Here is a 13,809-nt window from a genome sequence, read left to right as displayed (position 1 = left end):
CCTCAGGGCAAGTTTGGGTCAGCCACGGCTGGTGTCACCACGACGGGTCCAGAGATCGATGCCGAAGCAGAGCACAGCGAGATTGATGGCGACATCGGCTCCGTTGAAGATCGGGAAGTCGATCGGTTCGAGTGCCAGAAAATCGACCACGTAACCCAGGCGCCAGCGATCGAGCCCGTTGCCCAGGGTGCCGCCAAGAAGCGCTGCTGAAGCAAGTGCTTGCCAAAACGGCAGGACCCGTTGTCGCCAGATCCAGAGAATCAGCCCGATGCCGACCCCCAAGCTGAGAAGTCCAAGGAGGGCAGTGGATCCCCGCAGCAGGCTGAAGGCGGCTCCAGTGTTGTGCACCAACTGCAGGGAGATCAGGTGCGGTAGCAGGGGAAGGGTGTGGCCATCCTGCAAAACGCTGGAGGCCACAGCCTTGCTGACCTGGTCCACCACAACGATGACAAGAGCAATGAGCAGGGTGGATTGACGCGGCAGGGTTCTGTTCATGACTCAATGATCAACAGCCGACGCAACACAACCGAGAGCAGTCCTGCACCGATGCAGAGCAGCATCTGTGCAGGCAATGGGCCGATGGAAAACTGCATCAGGAGCTCGAGAAATCCAAGCGTCCATCGACCCAAAATGGCCCCGATGGCGAGATTGAGGAGACCGCAGATCTGAAGAACCAGGAGCCCTGCAAGGGCGGACAGCGACTGTCTGGGCAGGTCGTTCATGCCGTCCTGCTGCGCCAGGCGACCGGTGAGCCAGGCCGCCGGAACAAAACCCGCCAGATAGCCGAAACCTGGTTCCAGCACGTAGCTCAGCCCGCCACCGCCATGGAACACCGGCAGGCTGAACAGTCCCAGGGTCAGATACCCAACGGCGGCCATCACACCGGCGCGCGGGCCGCTCACCATGGCGCAGAGGAGGAGGGCTGGCACCTGCCAGGTCACGGGCAGGGGCAGAACAATTGGTTCCGGCACAGGCAGATACATCGCTGCCGGTACAAGACCACCAATGAGGATGGCCAGCAGACCCGCCAGGGCACCACACCAGGAGGCGAGAGCCCTCACATCAATCCGTCAACTCGGCCCATCCTGCTCGACAATGCAGATCCTGCCCAGTTCAGATGACGGTATCGATTGGTGATCGCCTGCTCCTGAAGCAGCAGCTTCCTTTCCTGAAATCCGCTGATCCGATGCCGATGTTGCGTCCCCCGGATCTGGTGGCGGCCGGTGAAGTGGGTGAGGTGGTTGCGCTCCATCCGATGGACACGGTGGCCGTCCGCTTCCGTCGGGGCACGTTCCTGATTGCGCTCGACCGGCTGGATCCCGTGGATGCCGCTAAGGCGGACTAACCAGCAACACGGCGCTGCCAGCGTCGTGCGAGCTGCTCCAGTGCTCCGGAGGTTCCGCACAGGCTGAGCCGTGGTTCACCGAGCCAGCGCGCTGCTGCAGCGCGAACATCAGACGGTGTCAGTTGCGAAAGGGCATCAACACATCTCTGGTCATGATCTTCGGGGAGGCCCTGCGCCTTCAGCTGAACGCGCCGCTCAGCCCTTTGGGAGCAGGTCTGCAGTCCTTGGGCGAGCTGGCCGATGTACTTCGCTCTAGCGAGCTCAAGCTCTGCCTCGCTGAGGAGTTGCTCGCGCAGCTCCTCCCAGATCTTCAGCAGCAAGTCCAGGGCGAGGTTGGCTCGTTCCTCCACGCTTGACGCCATCAGCACAAAGGGTGCGGGGCCGGCCAAGGCAGGGAAGTGGGCTGCCACGTCGTAGGCCACGCCATGGTCTTCACGCAGGCGCTGGAACAGCACGCTCGACATTCCAACCCCTAGATGGCACTGCAACAGCCGTAAGGCCAGCTCATCCGGCTGGCCATGCCCCAACGTTGCCTGCCCCAGCATCAGCACCACTTGTTCGGTGTCCATCGGTTCAAGGTGGATTGTTTCGGTGCCGACTCCTTCGGCGTAGGGGAGTCGGCTGGCGGAATCCTTGGCTCTGCCCTTAGGCCAGTTGCGGAAGTCCTCAAGCGAATGGAATTGATCGACAAGGTGCTGCGGGACGCTGCCCGCAAGGGCGAGAACACTGGAGGCCTCTGGCAGCCGTTCGGCGAGGGGAAGCAGCACCTTCCGATCCAGGTCGATCAGCTCCTCGGTGATGCCCATAGGGTCATGGCCGTAGCCACCGCTGCCGTAGGTCAGTTGCCTCCAGCCGGTCGTGGCGCAATGGAAGGGGTCCTCCCTTTGCCGCTGTAGGGCCTGAATCGTGAGCGAACGTTCTAGGGCCACCTGATCGGGCTCAAGGTGGGGGGCTCGCACCATTTGCGCCAGTAGTGGCAAAAGATGCTCGGCATCTTCCACCGTGCAGCGCAGGCTCAGGATGAGGGCGTCTTCCTGGGCATCACAGCGCAGACCGGCGCCGCATCCCTCCACCAGGTCAGCCAGCTCAAGGTTGTTGTGATTTCCGCAGCCTCGGCTGAGCAGGGACGCCAGCAGGTCATGGGCTCCCCGAGCCCCAGCGGGGTCCTCTGCGCTGCCGAAAGGGAGCAGCAGTTTTGCGGCCAATATCCCCGGGGTTGCGACCGGTTCGACCAGTAGTTCGGGGTTGCTCATTCGTGCTCCGACTTGGCTTGGGCCGTCAGGACGAAGGCCTGTTCGGGTTGAAGCCTGGGAAACAGCTGCGAGCGCAGCCGCTCCGCTGTCCACTTTGGGAGGAAGGCAAGGGGGTGCAGCAGGTCCTGCTGACGGTTCCAGAGGGTCTGACTGGCACAGAGACCTGAGACCTGACCCGTCGATTCCAACGCGTATCGGAGCCCATTGCTCACCAGCTGTTGCCCCCGTTTCAGTTCCTGATCGGTGACAAGCTCGCGCGCCATGGTGCGCAACTCACGGTTGACCTCCTCTTCAACAGCGTCCAGATGCTCATCTGGGCAGATCACTTCCAGGGTGATCAGGCTCCCCTGCTCCAGAACCGAGAGGTCCATCGACACACTTTCAACGATCTGAAGCTCCTCTCTCAGGCGGTTGACGAGACGACTGCGTCGTCCCTCCCCCAGCAATGTCGTAGCGAGATCCGCCGCCATCACGCCGCCCTGATCCTGGGCCTTGGGGGCTTCCCAGAGCATCAGCAGTCGCGCTGATTCCAGGCGATCCACCGCGACGCTCTGGCGTCCTGGGCGCACGCTCAGAGGGGCTGACCGGGCTGAGGGGCCAGGGGCATTCAGGAGTCCGGCCAGAGCCGAGGAGCCAATAGCGGAGCGCAGCTCAGTGGATGCGGGGCCAGCCACCGCTAGGCAGCAGTTGGAACCGCGGTACTGCCGTTTGTGAAACGCCTCCATAGCGCCCGGGGTCATGGCCTCCAGACTGCGGGGGGTTCCAAGAATCGGGCGGCCATATGGGTGCTGGTCACAGCCTTTGCTGAGCAGCAGTTGCAGCACTTGCTCATTCGGCTGATCGGCGTATTGCGCGATCTCCTCCAGAACCACACCCCGCTCTGTACTGAACCCGGCTGGATCGAGGCTCGGCTGCAGAACAAGCTCCAGCAGCAGATCCAACGCTTCGCGGGCCCGATCCGGTGGTGTCAGCACGTGAAAGTGGACGTCGTCAAAGCCCGTGGCTGCATTGCTGCTGCCACCTAGGGCCTCGATCGCCTCATCGAAGGCCCCTGCGGCTAGCCGCTCACTTCCCTTAAAGACCATGTGCTCAAGGAAATGGGCCATTCCCTCTTCCCCGGGATGCTCGCTGGCACTGCCTGCGCGGCACCAAAGATCGAGACAGGTCAAGGGTGCATCCGGCATGTCTGCCGTCACGCAGCGCACTCCGTTGGGGAGAGTCCAATGGTCCAGTGATGGGCCGGAGAACGGAATGTTCAGAACTGCGTGGCAAAGTTCCATTCTGTGCCTGCTTCTTCGATGCAGCCCAAGCCGCTGGCGCAACCGCCAGGACAGCATCCTCTTGTGCATGCCTTGGCAGCGTCGATTCGCAGTGCCTGGCAAGGATTACCTGGATTGGAGATCCTTCCCTGTGATGATGATTTGCGCTTCATCAAGGGGAAGCTCGATGGTGAAGGGCTGACGATCGGGAATGAACTCTTTCGCTGTGTCGGCCTTCGCAAATTGCATTTGGAGGTCGCGCGGCTCGGGAACGGTCTTCAAATCCTCCACAGCGTTTGGTTCCCGGATCCCTGTTACGACCTGCCGATTTTCGGGGCTGACATCGTGGCCGGCCCGGCTGGCATCTCCGCCGCCATCGTCGATCTTTCTCCCACCTCAGGTGCCCTACCGGAGCAGTTGCTGAATCGTCTCGAGGCCAAGCCCTGGCCTGCGTTTCGGCAGGTCCGGGACCTACCGGCGTGGGGATCAGCCATCTTCTCCAGCAAGGTCTGCTTCATTCGCCCGGATGGTGTGGAAGAGGAGACGGCCTTTCATGACCTGGTGAGCCACTACCTGCAGGTGATGGCAACAAGCGTGATCGAAGCGACTCCCGAACCGTCGACTGCTCTCACTACAGTTCGCCGATACGAGGGCCAGCTGAACTATTGCCTTCAGCAGAAACGCAACGACAAGACCCGACGCGTTCTCGAGAAGGCCTTCGATTCGGCTTGGGCCGATCGCTATATCGATTTGCTGCTCTTCGACAATCCACCCGAACCGTGATGAGTCCCAAGCGCTGGTCTGTTGTGGCTGGAAGTTTGGTCATCGCTGCAGTCGGCGGCTGGTTGCTTCGACCAAAGCCGGCCCCAACACCTGTTGTCCCCCCTGTTGAACGATCGGTTCGTCCACAAGCCGTTGCTGCTTTGGGGCAACTTGAGCCTGCAGGGGACATTCGCAATTTGGCGGCTCCCAACGCGGGAATGGCGGGGACCCCGAGGGTTGCCTCACTTCAGGTGAACGAGGGAGATGCGATCAAGCGCGGCCAGGTGTTGGCGGCGTTCGATCACCGTGTTGGCCTCCTGGCAGACCTAGAGCGTGTTGACGCTGAGCTGAGAAGCCTGGACCAGGAGATCCGTCTTCAGGCCATTGAGGTTGAGCGTTTCACTCAAGCCGCGGAATGGGGAGCTGCCGAGCTCTCTTTGGTGGACAACAAGCGTGAGGAGCTGGTGCGCCTCCAGGGACAGCGGGATCAGGCCCTTGCTGAACGCAAGGGGCTCAAGGCCGATCTCCTGCTGAGCCAGCTGATCTCACCCATCGATGGTGTCGTGCTCAAGCTGCACGCCCGCGAAGGCGAGCGGCCTGGTTCGGAGGGGGTCATGGACGTGGGTGCGAACCAGGCCATGCAGGCCAGCATCGAGGTCTATGAATCCGATATCGCTCGGATTAGCCCCGACCAGTCCGTTCGCCTCACCAGTGAGAACGGTGGCTTCCGCGGTGAACTTGTCGGGCGCGTGCTGCGCATTAGCCCGCAGGTGGAACAACGGTCTGTTCTCTCCACCGATCCCACCGGCGATGCCGACGCCCGCGTGGTGGTGGTTGATGTGGTGCTCAACCCTGAAGATGCAGCCAAAGTCAGCCGTTTGGCTGGCTTGAAGGTGATTGCCCGCTTCGATCCATGAACCGGTTCTGGCGGGGGCGTCGGATTCCTCTCTCTTGGCTGTTGCTGACGCGCCAGCCCGTTCGCTTGCTGGTGGCACTGGCCGGCATCAGTTTTGCGGGAATTCTGATGTTCATGCAGCTCGGATTCCGTGATGGCCTCTTTGACGCCAGCGTCACGGCGCACCGATTGTTCGATGCCGATGTCGTTCTGATCAGTCCCCGCTCCGCCAGCTCCGTGAGCATGGAGGCCTTTCCCAGGCGGCGGCTGGTTCAGACCCTGGCTGATCCCGATGTCGAGGGGGTGACCCCGGTGCACTGGGGGCTGATGCTTTGGCGCAACCCCGAAACGCGGCGCAACCGGTCGATCCTGGCCTTGGGCTTCAATCCCGATGACCCCTTCTTCGTCGACCCCTCCCTGGCTGAGAAAACTGACGCTCTCAAGCAGAAAGGACGGATCCTGTTTGATCAGCTTTCACGCCCTGAATTCGGACCCATTGCTGAGTGGTATCGCGATGGCCGGGTGGTGGAAACTGAGATCGCTGGCAACCGCGTCCGGGTGGCAGGTCTGGTGAGCCTGGGCACCAGCTTCGGTGCCGACGGCAATCTGCTTACGAGCACCGAGACGTTTCTCGATCTGATGCCTCAGAAGCCGCCTGGGGCGATCGAAGTGGGTCTGGTGCGGTTGAAGCCAGGAGCGGATCCTGAGCAGGTGGTGTCCCGATTAAGCCAGCGGCTGCCCAAGGATGTTTTGGTGTTAACCAAGCAAGGCTTCATCGATTTCGAGCAGAACTACTGGAAGAGCAGCACCTCCATCGGTTTCATCTTCACCCTCGGCGCTGCCATGGGGTTCGTTGTGGGCTGCGTGATCGTCTACCAGGTGCTGTACACCGATGTGAGTGATCACCTGCCTGAGTACGCCACCTTGATGGCGATGGGTTATCGCCTAAGCCATTTGTTGGGAGTGGTGGTCCGTGAGGGCTTCTATCTGGCGGTGATGGGGTACGTCCCCGCCTACATGGCCGGTCAGGGTCTGTACTGGTTCGTTCGTGACGCCACCAAGTTGCCCGTCGGCATGGATTTGTCCCGGGCGTTGACCGTTCTGGTGATGATCCTGGTGATGTGCATGTTGTCGTCGTTCCTGGCCATGCGTCGTCTCATTGATGCAGATCCTGCGGAGATCTTCTGATGCCCGCTGTTCTTGTCGACAACCTCTCCCATGCCTTCGGTCAAGGGGAGATGCGCCGCGAGGTTCTTCAGAACATCAGCTTCAGCATCGAGCCGGGCGAAGTGGTGCTGCTGACCGGTCCCTCCGGCTGTGGCAAGACAACGCTGCTCACCTTGATCGGCGCTCTACGCACGGTTCAGCAGGGCCAGGTGTCTGTGCTTGGGCAATCCCTGGATGGAGCCGGCCGTCGTCGTCGCCAGCAGGTGCGCCGACGCATTGGAATGATTTTTCAGGGGCACAACCTCCTGCGCTGCCTCACCGCAGAACAGAACGTGCAGATGGGAGCTGATCTTCTGCCTGATCTCAGTTACAGGGCCCGTCGGGATGAGGCCCGTCAGTGGCTCCGCTCCGTAGGCCTTGAGGACCACATGGCCAAAGTCCCCCATGACTTGTCTGGAGGCCAGAAGCAGCGGGTCGCCATTGCCCGTGCCCTTGCGGCTAATCCCAGGCTGCTCCTGGCGGACGAGCCCACAGCCGCCCTTGACAGCCGCACCGGCAGGGAGGTGGTGGAGCTGCTGCGCCGACTTGCGCGCGAACAGTCCTGTGCGGTGCTGATGGTGACCCATGATCCACGCATCGTTGATGTCGCCGATCGCGTGCTCCAGATGGAGGATGGGCGTCTGCTGAATGCCGTTGAGTAGACTCAGCGTTGATTCAAGAGCCCGCAGTTCCGCATGGCCAAGCGCAGAAACCTGAAGAAAGAGAAGCAGGAGCGGAACCGCGCCTACGCCCGCAAGTTCAAGAAGCGCAAGATGCGGAACGACGGCCGTGGTGAAGGCGCTGGCAATGGCGTGACCGGAACCGCCAACAATGGTGGCGCGGCGGACTGATCTGCCAAGCAATGTTCAGAAGAAAGGGGCCTTCGGGCCCCTTTTTTGTTGTTCGTAGGGTGGGTTCCTTCTGCATCGGCTGTCGCGATGTTCGTCAGCGTCGTTATTCCGACCTACAACCGACGCCCGATTCTCGAGAAATGCCTCTCGGCACTGGAAGATCAGCAGCTCGATGGTGCTCTGGATGATTACGAGGTTGTCGTGGTCGACGACGGCTCCACCGATGGAACGCCGTCGTGGCTGCGGCACCAGTCGGATCGTTTCCCCCATGTGCGTCTGATTGAGCAGGAGCATGGTGGTCCTGCGGAAGGGCGAAACCGGGGCGTCGATCATGCCCGTGGTGACGTCATTGTTTTTATCGACAGTGACCTGGTGGTCACAGAAACCTTTCTGGCGACCCACGCACTAGCCCTGAGGCAGTGCTGGCAGAAACGGGGTGATCGCCTTTGTTTCACCTATGGCGCTGTGATCAACACGGCCAACTTCGAGGCGCCCCGCTCCGAACGTCACAAGTTGAGGGACTTGTCTTGGGCCTATTTCGCTACGGGGAACGTGGCCATCGATCGGGCGGTGTTGGAGCGCTCAGGCCTGTTCGACACAGGTTTTCGCCTCTACGGCTGGGAGGATCTGGAACTTGGTGAGCGCCTGCGGCGGATGGGGGTTGAGTTGGTGAAGTGTCCTGCCGCTGTCGGCTATCACTGGCACCCTGCTCTGAGCCTCGATCAAATCCCCCGCCTTGTGGAAGTGGAGGGAGAACGGGCCCGCATGGGGCTGGTGTTCTTCCGCAAACATCCAACCCGGCGGGTGCGCCTGATCATCCAGTTCACCTGGTTCCATCGGATCCTCTGGGAGCTTCTCACTTTCGGGGGGCTGATTAATCCGTCCAGCCTTCGCCCCCTGCTCCGCTGGTTAATTCGTCATGGCTACCCGGGGACTGCAATGGAGCTGCTTCGTCTGCCTCTGAATCGCATCGGTGTGCGTGCCCTGTTCCGCGAAGCCAAAGCAGCTGGACTGCGTTGATCAACGTTTTGATACCTTCTATAGGTCCTTTCACTCCGCACACCTGCCCGTTTCGGGTGCACCGTGACACCAGCATCTGCTGGTTGTTCAGGTCCCTGGCAGGTGGAGGCGAACCCGAAACCCACAAACCATGGCTGTCGTCACCCTCGCCGAGATGATGGAGGCTGGTGCCCACTTTGGGCACCAGACCCGTCGTTGGAACCCCAAGATGTCGCGCTACATCTATTGCGCGCGCAATGGTGTTCACATCATTGATCTTGTGCAGACCGCTGTCTGCATGAACAACGCCTACAAGTGGACCCGTTCAGCTGCTCGCAGCGGCAAGCGCTTCCTTTTTGTTGGCACCAAGAAGCAAGCTTCTGAAGTGGTTGCTCTCGAAGCTGCCCGCTGCGGAGCCTCCTATGTGAACCAGCGCTGGTTGGGCGGAATGCTCACCAACTGGACCACGATGAAGGCCCGGATCGACCGTCTCAAGGATTTGGAGCGGATGGAATCCAGTGGCGCCATTGCCATGCGCCCCAAGAAAGAGGGTGCGGTGCTTCGTCGCGAACTTGAGCGTCTCCAGAAGTACCTGGGCGGTCTGAAGAACATGCGCCGTCTCCCCGACGTCGTGGTTTTGGTGGACCAACGCCGTGAGTCCAATGCGGTGCTTGAAGCCCGCAAGCTCGACATTCCCCTGGTGTCAATGCTCGACACCAACTGCGATCCGGACCTCTGCGAGGTTCCGATTCCCTGCAACGACGACGCTGTCCGTTCCGTTCAGCTTGTCCTGGGTCGTTTGGCCGACGCGATCAATGAAGGTCGCCACGGTTCCAACGATCAGCGTGGCGGCGACGCCGACGCCTGATCACCCTTTCCCTTCTCGACCTCGCCGTTCTCCGTCAACGGAGAACGGCGCATCCACCCTTTTCTTCCCTTCCGACCGATGGCTGCCGTATCCGCCAAGCTTGTCAAAGAACTCCGCGACAAGACCGGCGCGGGAATGATGGACTGCAAAAAGGCCCTGGCCGCAACGGATGGGGACACCAATAAAGCCGTTGAATGGCTTCGCCAGAAAGGCATCGCCAGCGCTGAAAAGAAATCAGGACGCACCGCTGCCGAGGGTGCGATCGGCAGTTACATCCACACCGGCGCCCGGGTGGGTGTGTTGATCGAAGTCAACTGCGAAACCGACTTCGTGGCTCGTGGCGACATGTTCCAGGAACTTCTTCGGGATGTATCAATGCAAGTTGCGGCATGCCCCAACGTGGAATACGTCACCACCGACGAGATCCCCGACGAAATCCGTGAGCGCGAGAAGGCGATTGAGATGGGCCGAGACGACCTCGACGGAAAGCCTGAACAGATGAAGGAAAAGATCGTTGAAGGTCGGATTGGCAAGCGCCTCAAGGAACTCGCTCTGATGGAGCAACCCTTCATCAAAGACAGCTCAATCACCGTTGCTGATCTCGTCAAGCAGGCTGCCGGCAAGATCGGCGAGAACGTGAAGGTTCGTCGCTTCACCCGCTACACCCTTGGTGAGGGCATCGAGGTGGCGGAGAACGATTTCGCCGCTGAAGTGGCGTCCATGCAGAGCGCCGGCTGATTCCATTGTCCGACCCGGACGTCAGGCCTGCTTACGACCCGTCAGATCAGCTGGCGCGCCTTCAACGGTTGTGCCGGCTGCGGGCCATCGCCCTCTACCGGGAGCAGGCTCTCTATCTGCAGGTGCTGCGTGAGCTGCTTCCAGGAGCCACCCGTCAGGCTCTGTTTAATCTTCTCGGCGAGGTTGATCCTTCCCGATTTAGTCGGCTTCCAGACTCGACCCGCCAGAACTTCCATGCGTCGGTCAATAATCTGATTGAGCGCTGCAGCGTCCTGCTCACGGTGGAGCAGCTGATGCAGCTTGTTCAGCAGATGCAGCAAGAGCAGCGGCGCCAGCAGGCCCATGCCAGCCGAACCATGCTTCAGAACCTCGGCCGTCAGCCGTTGAACAGAGACGCTGCGTCCGAGTCGCCATCGTCTCCTCCGCAGCAGGACGAACCCAGTGGCTCGATTCAGTTGAGCCTGGCGTCCCCCCTCGATTCCCCCCAGGGAGATCCAGGTTCAGGTCCTGTTGTTGAACCTCTCCCTGAACAACCAGACAGCCAACCTTCAGGGGATCTTGACGTGCTCCGCTCGCTGTTCGAGCTGGCCGGTGATGCGATGCAGCAGGCACAAATGCCCGTCGAGGCCAGTGGCGCATTTGATCAGTCTGCTGAAGGCGACGACCACTTCCTTCCTCGTGAGCCGGATGCGCTGTTGCATTGGATCCAGGCCATGGATCAGGCACTTGAGCGACGGCTTCGCAACCTGTCCCACGCTGTGAATGTGCAGATGCTGCGCTCAGGGCTGGCCCAGACGCTTCTGCCCATCAGCCTTCTCGACGCCGTCCTGAAGGGTCAGGTGGAAACACAGCCAACGGCCACAAATGTGTTGCGTTTGCGGCTGCCTCTGGCCGTCGGTGATCTCGACCAGGGCATGGATGTTCTTTGTGTGCTCCTGCGCAGCAACGATCTGGAGTTCGACAGCCCACGACTGCGTCAGTGCCGCAAGCGTTTGCGCACTCACCACCATGCTCTGCTCACAATGGTTCGGCAGCAACGCCACTGGCAGCGTCGCTCCCTCGATCGTGAGGCCCGTACCCATTGGCAGACCCCATCCGATTCAACGCAGCAGCTGAGCGGGGACTGACCGGCGAGCAACTGTCGCTGTTGTTGGCATGGATGCTTCCCATCCAGCGTTCGCTGGGGTTGGAGGCCGACCGAGGCTTTCGGAACTTGCAGGGTCGCCAGCAGCGTTTTCACGACTTTCTGCAGCAGCAGCTTGCAGCCCCGCCGGCACTGCCCTTCCCTCAGGCCGTAACCGATCGGATGACCAGGATCAGCGCTGGTTTCGCCGAGTATCCGGAGTTGGCTGATCCTGCCCGCCGGCGTCTGGTTACCGATGCTCGCCAGTGGCTGTATGAGCTGCGCCATCGTCTGGAACCCTCGGCCCCCATGGCACCGCCAAGGCTGAAGGTTCAGTCGTCCTCCAAGGCTGGAGAGGGCGCTCAACGGCCTGCGTCACCGTTGCAGCTCGATAGTCCGATCACGCAAATCCGTGGTGTGGGTCCGAAATTCGCCGCACGGCTGGCGTCGATCGGCCTGCTTCTGGTGCGCGACCTGCTGCGCTACTACCCCCGTGATCATGTCGACTACTCGGCGATGCGGCGTATTGAGGCGCTGGTGTTGGGGGAGACCGCCACGATTGTTGCCACGATCCGCCGCTGCAATGGATTTGTCAGCCCAAGGAACACCAATCTCGCCATCATTGAGCTCCAGCTCCAGGATCCGACAGGTCGCCTGAAGGTGAGTCGCTTCCTGGCTGGCAAACGCTTCAGTTCTCCGGCGTACCTCAAAGGTCAGCAGCGCCTTTACCCCGTTGGTGCCACCGTGGCCGTTAGTGGTCTGGTCAAGGACGGCCCCTACGGCATCACCTTCCAGGATCCGTTGATTGAGGTGTTGGACAGCCCCTCTTCCCCTGTGAAGTCCCCCAGCATCGGTCGTCTTCTGCCGGTGTACCCCCTCACCGAAGGGGTTGGTGCTGACCGTTTCCGCAGCTTGATTGATCAGGTCTTGCCCCTCGCGGCCACCTGGCCCGATCCCCTTCCTGCTGAGCTGCAACGGCGATTCGAGCTGGCGACATTGGCGGAAGCCTTGCAAGCGCTGCATGCGCCGAAGGATCGTGAAAGCCTCGATCGGGGCCGCCGCCGGCTGGTGTTCGATGAGTTTCTGCTCTTGCAGTTGGGCCTGTTAAGACGACGTCAGCTGCTGCGCTCTCGGACGGGGCCTGATCTCGATCTTCAGACCAGTGCCGATGGGCTTGTGGGGGAGTTCATGGACCTTCTTCCCTTCCGCTTCACCGCAGCCCAGCAACGTGTGTTTCAGGAAATTGAAGCCGATCTCGGTCGCACCGAACCCATGGCCCGACTGGTGCAGGGGGATGTCGGTTCGGGAAAGACGGTGGTCGCCATTGCGGCGTTGCTCAGCACCATCGCCTCTGGTTGGCAGGGGGCCCTGATGGCCCCCACGGAGGTGCTGGCCGAGCAGCATTACCGCAATCTCTGCCAGTGGTTGCCTCAGCTTCACGTCAGCGTCGCCTTGTTGACGGGATCCACACCACGACCACGCCGCCGTCAGCTGTTGGATGACTTGGCCAATGGTTCTCTGAAGGTTCTTGTGGGGACCCATGCCCTTCTTGAGGATCCGGTCGTTTTCAATCGCCTGGGGCTAGTGGTGGTTGATGAACAACACCGCTTCGGGGTTCACCAACGGGATCGTCTGCTCAATAAGGGGTTGCAGCCCCACTTGCTCACCATGACGGCGACGCCGATCCCACGCACCCTGGCGTTGTCGATGCATGGGGATCTGGATGTCAGCCAGATCGATGAATTACCTCCAGGTCGCACACCGATTCGCACCAGCATGCTCACGGCCGGTAAGCGCGAGAAGGCCTATGAGCTGATCCGTGAGGAGGTGCAGCTTGGCCAGAGGGCCTATGTGGTCCTGCCGCTGGTGGATGAGTCGGAGAAACTTGAGCTTCGTTCGGCTGTTGAAGTCCATGCCGAGTTGGCCTCGGAGGTTTTCCCTGACTTGGCTGTCGGCCTCCTGCATGGTCGTCTTTCCAGTGTCGATAAGCAGGCGGTGTTGAACGCGTTCGCCACCGGTAAAACCCAGGTGCTGGTGTCGACCACGGTGGTGGAGGTGGGCGTGGATGTACCTGAGGCCAGCGTGATGGTGATCGACCATGCCGAGCGCTTTGGACTGGCGCAGTTGCATCAATTGCGGGGTCGCGTCGGTCGGGGCGCCGCCGCCTCCCACTGCCTGCTGATCAATGGCAGTTCCAATCCCTTGGCACGCCAGCGTCTGGATGTGCTGGTGCGCTCCACCGACGGTTTTGAGATCGCTGAGATGGATCTGCGTCTGCGCGGTCCTGGACAGGTGTTGGGGACCCGTCAGTCGGGCCTGCCCGATCTGGCCTTGGCCAGCCTTGCCGATGATGGTGCTGTTCTGGAGGATGCACGAACGGCGGCTCAGGAGCTGCTGAAACACGATCCAGACCTTGAACAGCTCCCGCTGCTGCGCAAGACCCTGGATGAGCAGCAGCGTCGCCTCAGCGGCGGCACCCCCCTGAACTGACCCATCCCCTCTCAACGATT

Annotated in this window: 15 protein-coding genes; 11 read left to right on the top strand and 4 right to left on the bottom strand. The window is 61.1% G+C overall.

What is annotated here, in order from left to right; translation table 11 throughout:
* Positions 1-18: 18 nt before the first annotated feature.
* Entirely contained in the window at positions 19-495 is a 477-nt protein-coding gene (lspA, locus tag FZZ88_RS06820; RefSeq protein ID WP_166018252.1) for a signal peptidase II, read from the bottom strand.
* On the bottom strand, positions 492-1,061 hold the full coding sequence (locus tag FZZ88_RS06815; protein ID WP_115093777.1) for a biotin transporter BioY: 570 nt from the start codon (positions 1,059-1,061) through the stop codon (positions 492-494). The genes lspA and FZZ88_RS06815 overlap by 4 nt, the downstream gene beginning before the upstream one ends.
* A 56-nt stretch (positions 1,062-1,117) precedes the next feature.
* On the opposite strand from FZZ88_RS06815, the gene FZZ88_RS06810 reads away from it, so the two are divergent.
* Positions 1,118-1,345 carry an NAD(P)H dehydrogenase assembly family protein gene (locus tag FZZ88_RS06810; RefSeq protein ID WP_166018254.1) on the top strand — a complete coding sequence of 76 codons (228 nt, stop codon included), beginning with the start codon at positions 1,118-1,120 and terminating at the stop codon, positions 1,343-1,345.
* On the opposite strand, the gene FZZ88_RS06805 is transcribed toward FZZ88_RS06810, so the two are convergent.
* Together FZZ88_RS06805 and FZZ88_RS06800 are read right to left on the bottom strand one after the other, a co-directional pair.
* Positions 1,342-2,598, bottom strand: a complete 1,257-nt coding sequence (locus tag FZZ88_RS06805; RefSeq protein ID WP_166018257.1) for a pitrilysin family protein — start codon at positions 2,596-2,598, stop codon at positions 1,342-1,344. The genes FZZ88_RS06810 and FZZ88_RS06805 overlap by 4 nt on opposite strands.
* Positions 2,595-3,878, bottom strand: coding sequence for a pitrilysin family protein (locus FZZ88_RS06800; protein ID WP_166018259.1), 1,284 nt, complete (start codon positions 3,876-3,878; stop codon positions 2,595-2,597). The genes FZZ88_RS06805 and FZZ88_RS06800 overlap by 4 nt, the downstream gene beginning before the upstream one ends.
* Before the next feature lie 18 nt (positions 3,879-3,896).
* On the opposite strand from FZZ88_RS06800, the gene FZZ88_RS06795 reads away from it, so the two are divergent.
* The 10 genes from FZZ88_RS06795 to recG all read left to right on the top strand — a co-directional run bounded on the left by FZZ88_RS06795 (position 3,897) and on the right by recG (position 13,789).
* On the top strand, positions 3,897-4,640 hold the full coding sequence (locus tag FZZ88_RS06795; RefSeq protein ID WP_166018261.1) for a phycocyanobilin:ferredoxin oxidoreductase: 744 nt from the start codon (positions 3,897-3,899) through the stop codon (positions 4,638-4,640).
* On the top strand, positions 4,640-5,536 hold the full coding sequence (locus tag FZZ88_RS06790; RefSeq protein ID WP_166018263.1) for an HlyD family efflux transporter periplasmic adaptor subunit: 897 nt from the start codon (positions 4,640-4,642) through the stop codon (positions 5,534-5,536). Before FZZ88_RS06795 ends, FZZ88_RS06790 begins: the two co-directional genes overlap by 1 nt.
* Positions 5,533-6,702 (top strand): ABC transporter permease DevC, encoded by a 1,170-nt coding sequence (gene devC, locus FZZ88_RS06785; protein WP_166018265.1) that lies wholly within the window; start codon positions 5,533-5,535, stop codon positions 6,700-6,702. The genes FZZ88_RS06790 and devC overlap by 4 nt, the downstream gene beginning before the upstream one ends.
* The gene (locus FZZ88_RS06780) at positions 6,702-7,382 is read left to right on the top strand and encodes a DevA family ABC transporter ATP-binding protein (protein WP_166018267.1); all 681 of its coding nucleotides are present in this window, start codon (positions 6,702-6,704) and stop codon (positions 7,380-7,382) included. Before devC ends, FZZ88_RS06780 begins: the two co-directional genes overlap by 1 nt.
* Before the next feature lie 33 nt (positions 7,383-7,415).
* Positions 7,416-7,571 carry a hypothetical protein gene (locus tag FZZ88_RS06775; RefSeq protein WP_006850288.1) on the top strand — a complete coding sequence of 52 codons (156 nt, stop codon included), beginning with the start codon at positions 7,416-7,418 and terminating at the stop codon, positions 7,569-7,571.
* Between the two features lie 87 nt (positions 7,572-7,658).
* Positions 7,659-8,591, top strand: a complete 933-nt coding sequence (locus FZZ88_RS06770; protein WP_166018269.1) for a glycosyltransferase family 2 protein — start codon at positions 7,659-7,661, stop codon at positions 8,589-8,591.
* A gap of 130 nt (positions 8,592-8,721) precedes the next feature.
* Complete coding sequence (rpsB, locus tag FZZ88_RS06765; protein ID WP_115023287.1) at positions 8,722-9,438, top strand: 30S ribosomal protein S2; 717 nt, start codon at positions 8,722-8,724, stop codon at positions 9,436-9,438.
* Between the two features lie 78 nt (positions 9,439-9,516).
* Complete coding sequence (gene tsf / locus FZZ88_RS06760; RefSeq protein WP_166018271.1) at positions 9,517-10,176, top strand: translation elongation factor Ts; 660 nt, start codon at positions 9,517-9,519, stop codon at positions 10,174-10,176.
* A gap of 5 nt (positions 10,177-10,181) precedes the next feature.
* Positions 10,182-11,303: a hypothetical protein gene (locus FZZ88_RS06755; protein WP_166018274.1), complete on the top strand. Its 1,122-nt coding sequence runs from the start codon at positions 10,182-10,184 to the stop codon at positions 11,301-11,303.
* 32 nt (positions 11,304-11,335) lie between these two features.
* Positions 11,336-13,789 carry an ATP-dependent DNA helicase RecG gene (gene recG / locus FZZ88_RS06750; RefSeq protein WP_226423750.1) on the top strand — a complete coding sequence of 818 codons (2,454 nt, stop codon included), beginning with the start codon at positions 11,336-11,338 and terminating at the stop codon, positions 13,787-13,789.
* Positions 13,790-13,809: the final 20 nt, after the last annotated feature.

This window comes from Synechococcus sp. PH41509, from assembly GCF_020514285.1.
Lineage (GTDB): Bacteria > Cyanobacteriota > Cyanobacteriia > PCC-6307 > Cyanobiaceae > Parasynechococcus.
This window is presented reverse-complemented; position numbering and strand designations above follow the sequence as displayed.

Bases quoted from the DNA above. Each gene is read 5' to 3' on its own strand.
- FZZ88_RS06805 (WP_166018257.1), bottom strand. From the start codon at position 2,598: ATGAGCAACCCCGAACTACTGGTCGAACCGGTCGCAACCCCGGGGATA.
- tsf (WP_166018271.1), top strand. From the start codon at position 9,517: ATGGCTGCCGTATCCGCCAAGCTTGTCAAAGAACTCCGCGACAAGACC.
- FZZ88_RS06790 (WP_166018263.1), top strand. From the start codon at position 4,640: ATGAGTCCCAAGCGCTGGTCTGTTGTGGCTGGAAGTTTGGTCATCGCT.
- devC (WP_166018265.1), top strand. From the start codon at position 5,533: ATGAACCGGTTCTGGCGGGGGCGTCGGATTCCTCTCTCTTGGCTGTTG.
- rpsB (WP_115023287.1), top strand. From the start codon at position 8,722: ATGGCTGTCGTCACCCTCGCCGAGATGATGGAGGCTGGTGCCCACTTT.
- FZZ88_RS06800 (WP_166018259.1), bottom strand. From the start codon at position 3,878: ATGGAACTTTGCCACGCAGTTCTGAACATTCCGTTCTCCGGCCCATCA.
- FZZ88_RS06775 (WP_006850288.1), top strand. From the start codon at position 7,416: ATGGCCAAGCGCAGAAACCTGAAGAAAGAGAAGCAGGAGCGGAACCGC.
- FZZ88_RS06795 (WP_166018261.1), top strand. From the start codon at position 3,897: ATGCAGCCCAAGCCGCTGGCGCAACCGCCAGGACAGCATCCTCTTGTG.
- FZZ88_RS06780 (WP_166018267.1), top strand. From the start codon at position 6,702: ATGCCCGCTGTTCTTGTCGACAACCTCTCCCATGCCTTCGGTCAAGGG.
- FZZ88_RS06770 (WP_166018269.1), top strand. From the start codon at position 7,659: ATGTTCGTCAGCGTCGTTATTCCGACCTACAACCGACGCCCGATTCTC.
- FZZ88_RS06810 (WP_166018254.1), top strand. From the start codon at position 1,118: ATGACGGTATCGATTGGTGATCGCCTGCTCCTGAAGCAGCAGCTTCCT.
- lspA (WP_166018252.1), bottom strand. From the start codon at position 495: ATGAACAGAACCCTGCCGCGTCAATCCACCCTGCTCATTGCTCTTGTC.
- recG (WP_226423750.1), top strand. From the start codon at position 11,336: ATGCTTCCCATCCAGCGTTCGCTGGGGTTGGAGGCCGACCGAGGCTTT.